Here is a 14,052-nt window from a genome sequence, read left to right on the forward strand (position 1 = left end):
ATAATTAACCAACCAGGCTCTTGCTGACGACTTCATAGACATCACTGGACAGCTCGCCCGTGTCCAGAATGCGCTGCAACTCGGCCTTCATCTGTGCCTGGCGGGCACTGCCGTATTTGGCCCAACGGGTCAGCGGGGCCAGCAGGCGTGAGGCGATCTGTGGGTTGAGGGCATTGAGGGTAATCACCTGATCGGCCAGGAAGCGGTAACCGCTACCATCAGCTTGGTGGAAACCCAGCAGGTTCTGCCCGGCAAACGCGCCAATCAACGCCCGCACCTTGTTCGGGTTCTTAAGGGTAAAGGCCGGGTGTTGCATCAGTTGCTCAACACGCTGCAACGCACCTGGCAAGGCGCAGGCAGCCTGCACGCTGAACCACTGATCCATGACCAGTGCATTGTCCTTGAAGAACTCGGCAAAACTGGCCAGCGCAGCCGCTTTTTCAGTCTCGAACGGGGAATTGACCAGCACGGCCAGAGCGGCCAGGCGCTCGGTCATATTGTCGGCGCTCTCAAACTGCTCCAGGCATGCAGCCAATACCTCGGCCTTGCCACTGAGCATCAGGTAGGACAGCGCAATGTTCTGCAGGCTGCGTCGGGCAAAGTGCTCGGCTTCTGCCACATAGGCGCTGGCACGAGAAGTCTCGCGATTACGCTGGTAGCGCCGCCACAGCAAATCGAACAGTGCATCCGCCAGTTGCTTGCGGGCAAATTCGCGGGCGACGTGGATGGCTTCGACATCGGCCACAACACTGATTTCTGTCAGGTACGCCTCACCTGGCAACGAGAGCATCTCGGCAACCATGGCCTGATCCAGCGAATCATCCGCTAGCAGCGTGCGACAGGCCTCAACCAGACGCTGATCCATCACCAGCGTCTCACCACGCTGATGCTGCGCAATCAGCTCTTGCAACACCTGCACCGACAATTGCTGCCCCGCTTCCCAGCGGTTGAAGCCATCACTGTCGTGCTGCATCAGGAACATCAGCTGATCACGGCTGTAGGGGAAACTCAACTTGATCGGTGCCGAGAAGCCGCGCAGCAAGGACGGCAGCGGCTTTTCCGCCAGATTGACGAAGGTGAAGGCCTGTTCGGCTTCCGTTACCTGGAGTACACGGGAAGTGCCCACTGCGGCGTCTTCACTGACCAATTGCAGCGGCAGCTCACACCCCTGAGCATCGAGCAAAGCCAGCTCGACCGGGATAACAAACGGCTGCTTCTCCGCCTGCCCTGGTGTTGCCGGGCAGCTCTGACGGAAGTGCAAGCGATAGCTGTTGGCCGCCGCGTCGTAGCTTTCACTGACTTCCAGCCGCGGTGTGCCGGCCTGGCTGTACCAGCGTTTGAACTGGCTCAGGTCGATGCCATTGGCCTCTTCCATCGCGCGGATAAAGTCATCACAGGTCACGGCCTGACCATCATGGCGCTCAAAGTAGAGATCGCTACCTTTGCGGAAGCCCTCGGCGCCGACCAGGGTGCGGATCATGCGCACCACTTCCGAGCCTTTCTCGTACACCGTCAGGGTGTAGAAGTTGGAAATTTCCATAAAGGCATCCGGACGCACCGGATGGGCCATAGGGCCGGCATCTTCAGCGAACTGGTGCGTGCGCAGATAAGCAACGTCCTCAATGCGTTTGACCGTGCGCGAGTGCATGTCAGCACTGAACTCGGCATCGCGGAACACGGTAAAGCCTTCCTTGAGCGACAGCTGGAACCAGTCGCGGCAGGTCACGCGGTTACCAGACCAGTTGTGGAAGTACTCGTGGGCCACTACCGCTTCGACGCGCTGGTGCGCGGCGTCGGTGGCGGTTTCGGCCTTGGCCAGTACACAGCTGGAGTTGAAGATATTCAGGCCCTTGTTTTCCATGGCCCCCATATTGAAGTCGTTGACCGCAACGATCATAAAGATGTCGAGGTCGTACTCACGGCCGTAGACCTCTTCATCCCACTTCATGGATTTCTTCAGGCTGTCCATGGCGTGTTGGCATTTGTCGATGTTTTCCGGCTCGACATAAATACGCAGCGCCACGTCGCGCTTGCTCATGGTGGTGAAGCTGTCTTCCACACACCACAGATCGCCGGCGACCAGGGCAAACAGGTAGGCCGGCTTCATAAACGGGTCTTCCCAGGTCGCCCAATGACGCCCGCCCTCTTCATTGCCGCTGGCAATCGGGTTGCCGTTGGACAGCAGCACCGGGTAGTCATGCTGCGCCGCGCTCAGGGTGGTGGTGAACTTGCTCATCACGTCCGGGCGGTCGAGGTAATAGGTGATTTTGCGGAAGCCCTCGGCCTCGCACTGGGTGCAGAACATGCCACTGGATTTGTACAGCCCTTCCAGCGCGGTGTTGCTTTCCGGATGGATGCGCACGCTGCTGTCGATCACGAAACTGTTGCTGGTCGGCTGCAAGGTCAGGTGACTGTCGCTCAGCTGGTAATCACCGGCACTCAGCTCGCGGTCATCCAGCGCCACACTGAGCAGCTCCAACTGCTGACCATCCAGCACCAGCGGTGGCAATCCAGCACCCGCCGCCGGGTTACGGCGCATCACCAGTTGCGCATGCACCAGGGTGTGATCCTCGAACAACTCGAAGGTCAGGTGCGTTTCATCAATCAGATAATCCGGGGCCTGGTAGTCCTTGAGGTAGATCATCTTCGGCTGTTCGGTGCGCATGGCTTTTGGCCCTTTGTCTGCGGCGCGCGGGCGCCGGGTTCGCGAATAAGTAACTCAGGCGGCCAGTTCGTGGACGGCCAACTGGTAAGCGGTGTACTTGCGGATATTGATCACGCCGGTGTCGAACATCAGGTACTGGCCCTTGATGCCCAACAAGGTGCCTTCGGCCAGCGGCTGCTTGTCCAGGTTGAAGCTGGTGATCTTCGCCGGATAGGCGTCAATCGGGTAGGCAATCTGCACCACCGGCTGATCGCCGAGCGGCTGAATGGCCTGGATGCCAAAGCGTTGCTGCAACTCAGTCAGGCCAGTACCGCATGTGGCAAACAGCTGCTCACGTACGGCAAGCAGATCCACCGGCGCGGCGTCACCCTTGAGCAGCGCGCGCCAGTTGGTTTTGTCCGCCACCTGGCTGCGCAGCAGGTCTTCGACAAAGCCGGACTGCTGACGGGTGGCGACGCGCAGAATCGGCAGCGCTTGGGTCGCGCCCTGGTCGATCCAGCGCGTAGGAATTTGCGTGGCGCGGGTGATGCCCACCTTGATGCCGCTGGAATTGGCCAGATAGACCACATGATCGGTCATGCAGAACTGTTCACCCCAGCTCGGCTCGCGGCAGGTGCCAGCCTCATAGTGACATCGCTCCGGGCTCATGATGCAGACGTCGCACTGCGCCAGCTTCTGCATGCAGGGGTAACAGTAACCCTGACTGAAACTGCTCTTGGTCTTGCGCCCACAGTGGGTGCAATGGATTGCGCCCAGGTATTCCAGGCGCAGGGTCTTGCCAATCAGCGGGTTGACCGGCAACAGTTCATCACCCAGGCGAAAGCTGTACTGCACCGGCGCATCCAGCTGTGCCGCCATTTTGCTCAGGGCACCACGGGCCAACTCGCTCATCAGTGCAGGGTATCCGACGACTTAAACAACAGATTGGGGATCGGCTCGGACTTGGAGCTGCATTCCTGCGGGCCCATGTAACCGATGCGCTCGTCTTCCGGCAGGTTCTGGATTTCCCAGGCGATCAGCGCCTGCAGGGTCAGCTCCTTCTGCTCCTGGGTCAGCTTGCGGCCATCGGGCCATTTGCCGATTTCCACAGCCAGTTTGAGGTTCTGATAGATCTCAGGGGTGATGTTTTCAATCGCTTCGAGAAAGGACGACATACGCGCCTCCAAATGCAAAGTGGCAGTTTACCAGCCTGTAGAAGAACTAACTGTGTCGCCGACGTGCCAGCGCGCCACCAAGCAACCCGGTCAGGCAACCAGCGAGCAGGCCACCGACGTGCGCTGCGTTGGCAATTGCGCCGAATTGCAGCAGTTCAAAGATGCCGGTCATGCAGATCAGCAGCCACACCAGCATCATCACCAGCACACCAGGCGGCAGGCGGTATGCCGGGGTTGGCGCAAGGCGTTGAAAGATCCAACAGTGCCCGAGCAGACCGTAAAGCACCCCGGACAGACCACCAAACAGTGAGGGGCCAGCGTGCAGGTATTGGGCGAAATTGGCCGCAAGGCTAAACAGCAGTGTGAGCCCTAGCAGCATCACGGCACCCTGACGCGCCTCAATCCGCCGCCCCAATTCCCAGTACCAGAGGCTGTTCATCGCCAGATGAAGAATGCCGAAATGAATCAGCATCGGCGTCAACAGGCGCCACCACTGGCCGCTGGCCAACGTGTCATTGAGGTAGCTGAAATAGATGTAATCGCCTTGCACGCGGTAATCGACAAAACTCAGCCAGCTCACCGCCGCCAGGTTATCGCCCAGCAGGGTGATGGCGGCGACAACAAAAGTCAGCAGAAGCACCACTGCGGTCATGCGACTGCTGCGCAGCTGCTGGATAAACCCCGGTGCTGCCTCTGTGCTCACGGCTAATGGTTCAGGTACCTCAAGGGCATCACCCTGCGGGTAACGTGAATACAACGCACGCACCTGCTCGGCTAGCAGTTCATCAGGCACCCAGAGCACCTGATCGCCAGCCTCCTCCGCCACGCGGTGCGGCACCTGCAGGCGTTGCAGCAGCGCAACAAAACCACTCAGATCAATCTGCTCGGGCAAGCGCATGGCCGCTACGGCACTCATGGTCGTGCCTCCGGGCTGTCGACATCGACCCAGACGAACTTGCTGGCATCCAGACGCGCTTCCTGGTCGAGGCGATAAGCGACCAGTTTGCCGTTTAGCACGGCGCTGTAGTCCAGGCAGGCCAGGTTGTTGCGAATCGGTGCGGGTTTGCCACTGCGCCAATAATGGCCAACAAACAGCAGCGGTTGATCGGCGCCGTATTTGAGCAGCTCGCCCTTCTGCATTTCACTCAATGGCATCTGCGCTGCCAGCTCTGGTAGCGCATCGGGCTGGAAGACGATATCGCCGTAGGTCTGTGGATCCTCTTCCCAGAACTTGGTGCGAAAATGCGCCCGAGTAAAACCGTCATCGCTGGTCAGCGTCATGCCATGCGGCAGGCGCATGTCAGTGCCGCGCAGCAAGCGGTCCAGCGCGATGTTGGCGAAGCTGCCGTATACAGCCGCTTGCTGGAGGAAGTCCTCATCAATACAGCCATCGGCAAACTGCGCGCGCAGTGGCTCGATCAGGCTGTCGTCCCAGCAGGCATGCACCACCCGGAAACGCCCGGCATCGATAAACAACGGCAATTCGTAGAACCAGTCGAGAAACCCCTGCCACTCCGCTGGGTAGGCATCGAACTGCTCCAGGGTTTCCTTGATCAGCCGCGCATGCCGCGGTGTGTGCTCACGTACAAACCGCCGCCCACTGCCCGGCGCTGCCGGCGTACTCCAGCCCAGGGCATTGAATTCATGATTACCCATGATGCACAGCGCTTGCCCGGCGCTCACCATGTCACGCACCAGATGCAGCGTCTCGCGAATACGTGGACCGCGATCAACCAGATCACCCAAGAAGATCGCCATGCGCTGCGGATGCCGCCAAACGCCGGCTTGCAAGCGATACCCCAGGGTGCTCAGCAGGCGCTCCAGCGTTTTCGCACAGCCGTGGATATCACCGATCAGGTCGTAACCACGAGCGGGATCGAGGTGCATCAGTCTCCTCCTCCAAGCCGGCTGCCCCAGCCGAGCTTGGTCCGGCAGACCTCGTAGTAGTTGTGATCCAGCGGGTGAATCAGGCGCAGCTTCTGTGGCCGCTTGGCCACCGTGATGGTATCTCCCGGCGCACAGGTAAAGTGGTTCTGCCCATCACAGGAAACCAACGGGTAAATCTGCAGGTCCTTGGAGACGACGATTTTCAGCTCACTGTTGGCATCCACCACAATCGGCCGGCTGGACAGGGTGTGTGGGTACATCGGCACGATGACGATGGCATCCAGCTTGGGGTGCATGATCGGGCCGCCAGCCGACAGCGCATAAGCGGTAGAACCGGTCGGCGTGGCGATAATCAGACCGTCGGCCTTCTGGCTGCAAACGAACTGGCCGTCGATATACAGCTCGAACTCGATCATCTTGGTGGATTTGCCAGGGTGCAGCACCACATCGTTGAGTGCATCGCCCTGGCCAATGGCTTCGTCATTACGCCGCACCTCGGCTTCCAGCAGAAAGCGGTTCTCGGTCAGGTAATGCCCTTCCAACACCTGCGCAACCTTCACTTCCAGCTCATCGGGGCGAATATCGGTAAGAAAGCCCAGGCTGCCCCGGTTGATCCCTAACACCGGCACCTTGTGCCGCGCGAGAGCACGGGCGGCGCCCAGCATGCTGCCGTCGCCACCGACGACGATCACCAGGTCACAGACTTCACCGAGAATTTTGCGCGACGAGGTCTGCAAACCATGACCCGGCAGCACTTCAGCGATGGTGTCTTCGAGGATCACATGCAGATGACGAGCGAGCAGAAATTTCTTCAGCCGGCGAATGGTGTCGAGAACCTGGGTGCTGCCCAGTCGACCGATGATGCCGATATTACGAAATTGCTCCATGGTGCTCCTGCCAGGCTCTGGATCTAGAGGCCCAGATTATGGGCGAAAGCCCATGGCAGCAGCAAACCGCAGGCCGGCTCTGCGCTATGCTCGCCACATGACGCCTTTTCCCTCACTCACCGACCTGCCCTCACACCTGCGCCAACCTGCCGTGCGCGACCTGGCCTGGGTGCTGCTTTCACCGCCCTTGTTGGCGCAGACTGCCTGGCCACAGCGCTATCCACTCAAAGCCAGTGCCTGGAGCCAACAACCGGGGGCGCTGGCTGACTGGTTACTGAGCCTGGACGCCGACAGCCAACCCCTGCAGCAATGGCTGAGCCAAAGCTCGGTGCGCCGTCTGGGGTTGTACTACGAACGCCTATGGCAGTTCGCCCTGCATGCCGCGCCGGGTATCGAGGTGTTGGCGGCCAACCTGCCCATTCGCCAGCAAGGTCACACCCTGGGTGAGCTGGATATGCTGCTACGTGATGAAGAAGGCGTGCACCACCTTGAACTGGCGATCAAGCTCTACCTGGGGCAGCAGCAGGCCAGCGGTGATGATCTGTCGGACTGGCTCGGCCCGGGCAGTCACGACCGCCTGGATCTCAAACTGGCGCACCTGGGCCAGCACCAGCTGCCTCTATCAGCCCGCACCGAAGCCCAGCAGCGGCTGGCGGAACTGAATATCCAACGCCCCCAGCCAGCATTGTGGCTCGGCGGTTACCTGTTCTCACCCTGGCAGCAGCCCTACACCACACCCCTGGCTGGCAATCCCGAGCACCTGCGTGGGCGCTGGTTGCATCGCACCGACTGGGCGCACTTTGCCGCACAGCGCGACGGCCATTGGCAGCCGTTGGAGCGGCATGCCTGGCTGGCACCCGCACGGATCGAAGAAGCACAACGATGGTCGCACGAGACGTTCACGCAATGGTTGGCGACGTTGCCCCCAGACGCCAACGCGCAGCTGCTCGTACGCTTGGTCGAAAGTTCGGAGCACAACTGGCAGGAAGCTGAACGGGTGTTTCTGGTCAATGACCACTGGCCGACGCAGCCGGCCAGCTAGTTCAGCGGCTACGCTCGGTGCGGCCACCTGAGCGCGCCAGGTAGCCCGAGCCGCTTTCGCACAGTAGCGCATCACGCTGCACCGCCGGCAGAGCATCCACCCCATCGCGCAGGGCATAGGCGCGATACCCCAGCTGCGAAAGGAGAAACACGGCACTGCTGCTGCGCTTGCCGCTGTCGCAGTAGCACAGATAAGTGCGCTGCTTGTCGAGCAGGCGGGCCTTCAGACGCAGCAACTGCAAGGGCATGTTCAACGATTGCAGCGCATGGGCACGCTCGTATTCGTCTTGCAGGCGCACATCCAGCCATTGCGCCCCCGCTACCAGCAAACGCGAGGCCTCACCCAGCGACACCTCATCGACCACTGGAGCCTTGAGCAAGGCGAAGAAATCCTGGCGATCAAGGCGCAGCACCGTACCGTCTTCCAGCATGGTGACCGTGGCATTGCGCGGGCTGTCGGCCAGCAGGGCTTCTTCACCAAAACAGGCGCCGATTTCCAGCTCAGCCAACACCTGCTGAGCACTGCCGGCACCACGAATCACTTCGGCGCGGCCGTTTTTCAGGAAGTAGCAACTGTCGCCCGCATCACCTTCCTGCAACACGGTACTGCCTGCCGGCAATTCGATGCGCTGCAAGCGTTCGAGCATCGCGCGCACATTGGAAGGGGGGACTTTGGCAAACAGCGGGTTTTCCAGCAGCCGCTCCAGCCACTCGACTTCCTCATGGTTCTGCCCCAGTTCCAGCAACAGGTCCTGATAGGCCAGGCGCCAGGTCAGCAGACGGTTGAGGGTCGCAGTATCCAGCGCCAACACGCTGACATCAGTCAGCGCCCGCGCCTCATGCAGGCGCGGCAAACTTGGCGACAACGGATGGCAGCTGGCTTCACTGCCAGCCTGCAAGCGCTGCTCCTGGCCATCGATCGACTGCAGCAGCAATTCACCCGCCAGCAGGTAATACGTCAGGCGCGCTTGGTCCCCGGGCCGAAACAGCAACTGCCCCGCCAGCAAAGGCTGCGGAATCAATTGCGCACGCAGCTCACGCCATTGTTGCTCAGACAGCACATTGAGTGGCGTCAGGCTGCGTAACTGTTCGGGATTAAGGGGTTCGCTCATGGAATATCCAGGCTCCGCTGGTGGAATTCAGTGTAGCCGCGTTACGCCTGCGTGCTGCAACAACGCCGCAGCCCGGCCCTGCAAGCCGCCAGTATGGACGAACACCAAGCGGCTGCCGCGAGCAAAGTAACCGGCCTCGACCTGCTGGCGCAACGCCATTAACGCCTTGGCGGTATACAGCGGTTCCAGCGCTATGCCGCTGGCGGCCTCACAGACCTGCATAAAAGCCAGTAAGGCGTCATCCACCCGCGCGAAGCCGCCTCGGCAGGCCTCATGCAGATGGTAACGCCCAACTGTCCGCCCGGCCGCTTGTACAATCACCTGCACCTGCTGTTCGACGCCATGGTCGGCCGGCACGGCCAAGGCTGCATGCACGGGATGCGCGGCCGCCTCGCCCAGTAGCAGGCCGGCCATGGTGGTGCCGGTGCCGGCCGCCAGCCACCACGCGTCATAGTCATCCCAGCCCAGAGCGGGTAACTGCTCGCGCACCTGCTGTACCAGGCACATGCAGCCCAACGCGCCTGGCAGGCCACCACCACCTTCCGGCAGCGTATAGAAATGTGGGTATTGCGCCTGCCAGGGCAACCAGAAGTCGGCCGCATGCCGAGCGCGATAACCGGCATAACCCAACCAATGCAGCTGCATACCAAATGCCTGTAGATCGCTGATCGTTGGTGTTTGTTGCGGATGGCCGCGCAGCAGCCCGACCGTCTTAAACGCAAAGCGCTTACCGGCAGCGGCCAGCGCATGCAGATGGTTGGAATGAGCACCGCCCAGGCTGATCACGCCGGCAGCATCACTGGCCTGAGCAGCCGCCAGATGCTGGGACAGCTTGAACCACTTATTGCCGCTGATCAGCGGGTCCAGCAGATCCAGACGCAGTACCGCCAGCTCAAGCCCGGCGGCCTGAGCCCAGTCCAGCGGCAATGGCTGTAAAGGCGCACGGGGCGCCCAGTCAGGCAGGACGACAGGCAAGGTTAACTGACAGTGCGCAAACGACTACTGGCCTTGTGCCGTGCACAGCAGTTGGATTCACCCAAGGCAAACCGGCTGGGCGTGTCGATGCGGTCAATCGGGATGGCACAGCGTTCGCCACTGGGCAGCAACGCCTCACAACTGGGCTGCTGATAATGTGCCAGCCAGTGCCGGTATTGCTCTTCACTGACAAAACACTTGGCCGCGGCATAGGCCAACGGGTTGTCCTGATAGGTGGCGATATCCTGCAATGGAATGGTCAGGTGACCGGCGCCTGGGTGGTAGACCACAAACACCACGCCGAGCTTGGCCAGACGCTCGAGAATCTGGTCGCCGCCCTGGCTGACCAGCTCGGTGTAGGCGCGCTTGAGCCGGTTGATCTCTTGCAGCGCCTGGGTGTCCTGCTCGCCGCGGTAGGCCAGTTCGACATCACGGATGGCAATCTGCTCTTTGTACTCAGCCACGGCAGCGGCAATCTTGGCCTGCATCTCGCTCTCGAACTGCGCACGCAGGCTGTCCGTCTCACTGCGACCGTCACGCTCCAGCTCGCGCAGTTGTGCGGTCATTTCCTCGCGGGAACTCTGAAAACTGGCGGCCTGCGCGGCCAACTGGGCCTTCAGTGCCGCGTTGTGTTCTTCCTGCTGGCGTAAGGCCTGATGCAGGCCATGGATCTGCGCCTGCAGATTCTTGCTCTGTTCATCACTGGTCAGTTTGAACTTGGCCAGTTCTTCCTCGTGCTGCTGGGTCAGGCTGCTGATCCGCAGACGCTGTTGTTTGATCAGCTGCGCCGTTTTCAGGCGATGCTCCTGATCGAGTTTGTCACTCGCTTTGACGGCTTCTTCCTGGGCCGAATCAGGGGCATACCACTTGTCTTCGGAAGCCATCTGCAGGCGCTCGGGGGCAACCGCCTGCGGCGCTTCTTCTTCGACCAGCAGACCCAGACTGTTGCGCTTGACCACATCACGCAGCAGAGCCAGGTCATTGTTGCCGGGCGTCAGGCTCGGGTCCCAGAGGTGCATCTGGTGCCAGGACACCGGGCACTGGCTGCGGCAGGCCAGACGAATCGGCCCAGCGCCCAGATCAGGCCCGCGCCCAGCACGCTCGGCCAAGTGCTGCAAGGGGATATTCCAGCCAGAATCCGGGGCGCCCTTTTCGTCGAAATCCAGGTAGAAAAACACCAGCGCCTTGATCAACAGGCGTGGGTTGATCAGCGCATAGGCCACGCGCATCTGCTGGTCAGCGAACTCCGGCATGTTCACCACGCCGTCGAGCAACGCTTCAAACTCGGGGAAGAACATTTGCTTGCAGATGCCGCCACGCTCACTGAAAAACAGTACGGCCTCGACCATCTGCGGCTTGTTCTGCATGCTCATCGGTTTTCCTCTAGGCCGAAACGGGACGCTCCGCTCAGCGCGTGACAGGTCATGCGTATGCTGCGCAAAAATTGGCGCAAATGGCAAGACTGCCAATATTCTGACGAGCCAAGCAAGGCCCACAGCGCAGGCGATGCACCCTTGTTCAGGCAAGTCTAGGGGAAAAACCAAGCCCAGCAATGTGACTGGGTTGGCAGTCGCCCTGCCCGCCGGCCGCGAAAAACCGGGCGACAGGGCGAAACTGTGATGGATTTGGTGCAACGCGTCAGGCTTTGGCGGCTGCCAGAAAAGGCGCCAGGCGTCGGCCCATTTCGTCACCCAAGGCTTGTAGGCCACTCATGGGGCGAACCATTACTTCGAAATCGACAATCTGGCCGCTTTCATCAAAGCGGATCATGTCGATGCCCTTGAGTTCGCGCTCACCCACCTTGGCACTGAACTCCAGCACCACGTTGAGGCCATCATCACTGGCCAACTCGCGGTGGTAAGCAAAATCGACAAATACCTTGCTCACCGTATTCAGAATCAGCGACACCACGGGCGCGCCGGCATAAGGCTTGTAGGCCATGGGCGAGCGGAATACCGCCTGCGGGTGCAACAGCTCAGGCAATGGACTCAGGTCATTGTTCTGCATCAGGGTATGCCAGCGCGCCAGTGTGGCGGCAGCGGCCGGTTGCAGTTGAACATTCTCAGTCACGGGCTTCTCCTTATTGTTGTGAGCCACATGCAAAACGCCCCGCACAAGGCGGGGCGTCGGTTATCAGAGTTCGGCAGCGAGGCGCGAGCCCTGGTTGATGGCGCGCTTGGCATCCAGCTCACTGGCAACATCCGCGCCACCGATCAGGTGTACAACCTGGCCGGCGTTTTCCAGACCTTCCTGCAGTTCACGCAGCGGATCCTGACCCGCGCAGACGATCACGGTATCCACCGGCAATACCTGCGGCTCGCCCCCGGCGATGCTGATATGCAGACCAGCGTCATCGACCTTGAGGTACTCGACCGAGTTGAGCATCTGCACGTTCTTGTTCTTCAGACCGGTGCGGTGAATCCAGCCAGTGGTTTTGCCCAGACCGTCGCCGACCTTGGTTTTCTTGCGCTGCAACAGGAACACCTCACGCGCCGCCGGGTGCGGATGGGCCTGCACGCCCGCCACGCCACCGCGAGCCTCAAGCGCGGTATCGATGCCCCACTCCTTCCAGAACTCGTCGCGGTTAAGGCTGGTTGCTTCACCTTGATGAGTGATGAACTCGGAAACGTCGAAGCCAATGCCGCCCGCACCAATCACCGCCACTTTCTGGCCGACTGGCTTGCGCTGCAGAATGGCGTCCAGGTAGCTGATCACCTTGGCGTGCTCGATGCCCGGAATGGCCGGGGTGCGCGGAGCAATACCAGTGGCCAGGATAATTTCGTCGTAGCCGCCCTTGGCCAGGTCATCGGCCGATACGCGGGTATTCAGGCGCAGATCGACACCGGTGGTTTCCAGCTTGCGCTTGAAATAGCGCAGGGTTTCATAAAACTCTTCCTTGCCCGGCACACGCTTGGCCACGTTGAACTGACCGCCGATTTCGCTGGCTGAATCGAACAGGGTCACGCTGTGGCCACGCTCGGCAGCTACGGTGGCGGCAGACAGGCCCGCCGGGCCGGCGCCGACCACAGCAATCTTCTTCACCGCAACGGTCGGGATGTAATTCAGCTCAGTCTCATGGCAGGCACGCGGGTTGACCAGGCAACTGGTCAGCTTGCCGCCGAAGGTGTGATCCAGGCAGGCCTGGTTGCAGCCGATACAGGTGTTGATCTCGTCACTGCGACCAGCAGCCGCCTTGTTGACGAAGTCCGGGTCAGCCAGGAACGGACGGGCCATCGACACCATGTCAGCATCGCCTTCGGCCAGGACCTGCTCAGCCACTTCCGGGGTGTTGATGCGGTTGGTGGTGATCAACGGAATACCGACTTCGCCGCGCAGCTTGGCGGTGACCTTGGTGAAGGCAGCACGCGGCACTTTGGTGGCGATGGTCGGAATACGCGCTTCGTGCCAGCCGATGCCGGTGTTGATCAGGGTCGCACCGGCTTTCTCGATAGCCTTGGCCAGCAGGACGATTTCGTCCCAGGTGCTGCCGCCTTCGACCAGATCAAGCATCGACAGGCGGTAAATGATGATGAAGTTCGGGCCAACGGCCTCGCGCACGCGGCGGACGATCTCCACCGCCAGGCGCATGCGGTTCTCGTAGCTGCCACCCCAGCGGTCAGTACGCTGGTTGGTGTGGGCCGCGAGGAACTGGTTAATGAAATAACCTTCCGAGCCCATGATTTCCACGCCATCGTACTCAGCCTGCTGAGCCAGCACGGAGCAGTTGATGAAATCCTGGATCTGCTTCTCGATGCCTTCCTCGTCCAGCTCTTTGGGCTTGAACGGGTTGATCGGTGCCTGAATGGCGCTTGGCGCTACCGATTTCGGGCTGTAGGCATAGCGGCCAGCGTGGAGGATCTGCATGCAGATCTTGCCGTCCGCAGCATGCACGGCGCGGGTAACGATCTTGTGCTTTTCCGCCTCTTCCGGGGTGCTCAGCTTGGCTGCACCGGAATACACCCCACCTTCCTCGTTCGGGCCGATACCGCCCGTCACCATCAGGCCAACACCGCCACGGGCACGCTCGGCAAAATAGGCCGCCATGCGCTCAAAACCATTCGGCTTTTCTTCCAGCCCGGTGTGCATCGACCCCATCAGGGTACGGTTCTTCAGCGTGGTGAAGCCCAGATCGAGCGGGGCCAGCAGGTGGGGGTACTGAGCAGTCATGAAAATCTCCACATCGGGTATTGGCTGTTCACGGGAATGCCGCAGCCTCTTGTTGGGTGCGGTCGATAGGGTCTAGACGATAATCAGCCGAGCCGAGCGCCTCAATGACTCAAAATTACAACTTATTGATCATAAATAGCAGCACAGCTTGGCAAAACCCAGGC

General features: G+C 60.7%; 12 protein-coding genes. 1 reads left to right on the forward strand and 11 read right to left on the reverse strand.

Going from position 1 to position 14,052, the window contains the following annotated elements:
- Nucleotides 1-4: 4 nt before the first annotated feature.
- Genes pepN through ACSQ17_RS02465 form a run of 6 tightly spaced genes read right to left on the reverse strand, consistent with a single transcriptional unit; the run spans nt 5 to nt 6,593 of the window.
- On the reverse strand, nt 5-2,665 hold the full coding sequence (gene pepN / locus ACSQ17_RS02440) for an aminopeptidase N (RefSeq protein WP_436067443.1): 2,661 nt from the start codon (nt 2,663-2,665) through the stop codon (nt 5-7).
- 54 nt (nt 2,666-2,719) lie between these two features.
- Complete coding sequence (locus ACSQ17_RS02445; protein WP_436067444.1) at nt 2,720-3,556, reverse strand: DUF2797 domain-containing protein; 837 nt, start codon at nt 3,554-3,556, stop codon at nt 2,720-2,722.
- On the reverse strand, nt 3,556-3,819 hold the full coding sequence (locus ACSQ17_RS02450; RefSeq protein ID WP_436067445.1) for a YeaC family protein: 264 nt from the start codon (nt 3,817-3,819) through the stop codon (nt 3,556-3,558). Before ACSQ17_RS02450 ends, ACSQ17_RS02445 begins: the two co-directional genes overlap by 1 nt.
- A 46-nt stretch (nt 3,820-3,865) precedes the next feature.
- Nucleotides 3,866-4,735, reverse strand: a complete 870-nt coding sequence (locus tag ACSQ17_RS02455) for a rhomboid family intramembrane serine protease (RefSeq protein ID WP_436067446.1) — start codon at nt 4,733-4,735, stop codon at nt 3,866-3,868.
- Complete coding sequence (locus ACSQ17_RS02460) at nt 4,732-5,706, reverse strand: metallophosphoesterase (protein ID WP_436067447.1); 975 nt, start codon at nt 5,704-5,706, stop codon at nt 4,732-4,734. The genes ACSQ17_RS02455 and ACSQ17_RS02460 overlap by 4 nt, the downstream gene beginning before the upstream one ends.
- A complete protein-coding gene (locus ACSQ17_RS02465) occupies nt 5,706-6,593 on the reverse strand; it encodes an NAD(+) kinase (RefSeq protein ID WP_233686090.1) in 888 nt (295 codons plus the stop codon). Before ACSQ17_RS02465 ends, ACSQ17_RS02460 begins: the two co-directional genes overlap by 1 nt.
- Nucleotides 6,594-6,690: 97 nt before the next feature.
- On the opposite strand from ACSQ17_RS02465, the gene ACSQ17_RS02470 reads away from it, so the two are divergent.
- Nucleotides 6,691-7,635 carry a DUF1853 family protein gene (locus ACSQ17_RS02470; protein WP_436067448.1) on the forward strand — a complete coding sequence of 315 codons (945 nt, stop codon included), beginning with the start codon at nt 6,691-6,693 and terminating at the stop codon, nt 7,633-7,635.
- Between the two features lies 1 nt (nt 7,636).
- Here ACSQ17_RS02470 and ACSQ17_RS02475 read toward each other — a convergent pair whose 3' ends face one another.
- From ACSQ17_RS02475 to ACSQ17_RS02495, 5 genes are all read right to left on the reverse strand, one after another.
- Nucleotides 7,637-8,746: a cyclic nucleotide-binding domain-containing protein gene (locus tag ACSQ17_RS02475; RefSeq protein ID WP_436067449.1), complete on the reverse strand. Its 1,110-nt coding sequence runs from the start codon at nt 8,744-8,746 to the stop codon at nt 7,637-7,639.
- A gap of 27 nt (nt 8,747-8,773) precedes the next feature.
- Nucleotides 8,774-9,721, reverse strand: coding sequence for a 1-aminocyclopropane-1-carboxylate deaminase/D-cysteine desulfhydrase (locus tag ACSQ17_RS02480; protein ID WP_436067450.1), 948 nt, complete (start codon nt 9,719-9,721; stop codon nt 8,774-8,776).
- 2 nt (nt 9,722-9,723) lie between these two features.
- Nucleotides 9,724-11,094 carry a chromosome partitioning protein ParA gene (locus tag ACSQ17_RS02485; protein ID WP_436067451.1) on the reverse strand — a complete coding sequence of 457 codons (1,371 nt, stop codon included), beginning with the start codon at nt 11,092-11,094 and terminating at the stop codon, nt 9,724-9,726.
- A 265-nt stretch (nt 11,095-11,359) separates the two neighbouring features.
- On the reverse strand, nt 11,360-11,728 hold the full coding sequence (locus tag ACSQ17_RS02490) for a nuclear transport factor 2 family protein (RefSeq protein WP_436070415.1): 369 nt from the start codon (nt 11,726-11,728) through the stop codon (nt 11,360-11,362).
- Between the two features lie 126 nt (nt 11,729-11,854).
- Nucleotides 11,855-13,888 (reverse strand): FAD-dependent oxidoreductase, encoded by a 2,034-nt coding sequence (locus tag ACSQ17_RS02495; RefSeq protein ID WP_436067452.1) that lies wholly within the window; start codon nt 13,886-13,888, stop codon nt 11,855-11,857.
- Between the last annotated feature and the right edge of the window lie 164 nt (nt 13,889-14,052).

This window comes from Pseudomonas sp. LjRoot71 (assembly GCF_964253255.1).
Classification (GTDB): domain Bacteria; phylum Pseudomonadota; class Gammaproteobacteria; order Pseudomonadales; family Pseudomonadaceae; genus Aquipseudomonas.

Excerpts from the sequence above, each read along its gene's own strand:
- ACSQ17_RS02445 (WP_436067444.1), bottom strand. The coding sequence starts at position 3,556 with ATGAGCGAGTTGGCCCGTGGTGCCCTGAGCAAAATGGCGGCACAGCTG.
- ACSQ17_RS02465 (WP_233686090.1), bottom strand. The coding sequence starts at position 6,593 with ATGGAGCAATTTCGTAATATCGGCATCATCGGTCGACTGGGCAGCACC.
- ACSQ17_RS02485 (WP_436067451.1), bottom strand. The coding sequence starts at position 11,094 with ATGAGCATGCAGAACAAGCCGCAGATGGTCGAGGCCGTACTGTTTTTC.
- ACSQ17_RS02490 (WP_436070415.1), bottom strand. The coding sequence starts at position 11,728 with ATGCAGAACAATGACCTGAGTCCATTGCCTGAGCTGTTGCACCCGCAG.
- ACSQ17_RS02495 (WP_436067452.1), bottom strand. The coding sequence starts at position 13,888 with ATGACTGCTCAGTACCCCCACCTGCTGGCCCCGCTCGATCTGGGCTTC.
- ACSQ17_RS02455 (WP_436067446.1), bottom strand. The coding sequence starts at position 4,735 with ATGAGTGCCGTAGCGGCCATGCGCTTGCCCGAGCAGATTGATCTGAGT.
- ACSQ17_RS02460 (WP_436067447.1), bottom strand. The coding sequence starts at position 5,706 with ATGCACCTCGATCCCGCTCGTGGTTACGACCTGATCGGTGATATCCAC.
- pepN (WP_436067443.1), bottom strand. The coding sequence starts at position 2,665 with ATGCGCACCGAACAGCCGAAGATGATCTACCTCAAGGACTACCAGGCC.
- ACSQ17_RS02450 (WP_436067445.1), bottom strand. The coding sequence starts at position 3,819 with ATGTCGTCCTTTCTCGAAGCGATTGAAAACATCACCCCTGAGATCTAT.
- ACSQ17_RS02475 (WP_436067449.1), bottom strand. The coding sequence starts at position 8,746 with ATGAGCGAACCCCTTAATCCCGAACAGTTACGCAGCCTGACGCCACTC.
- ACSQ17_RS02470 (WP_436067448.1), top strand. The coding sequence starts at position 6,691 with ATGACGCCTTTTCCCTCACTCACCGACCTGCCCTCACACCTGCGCCAA.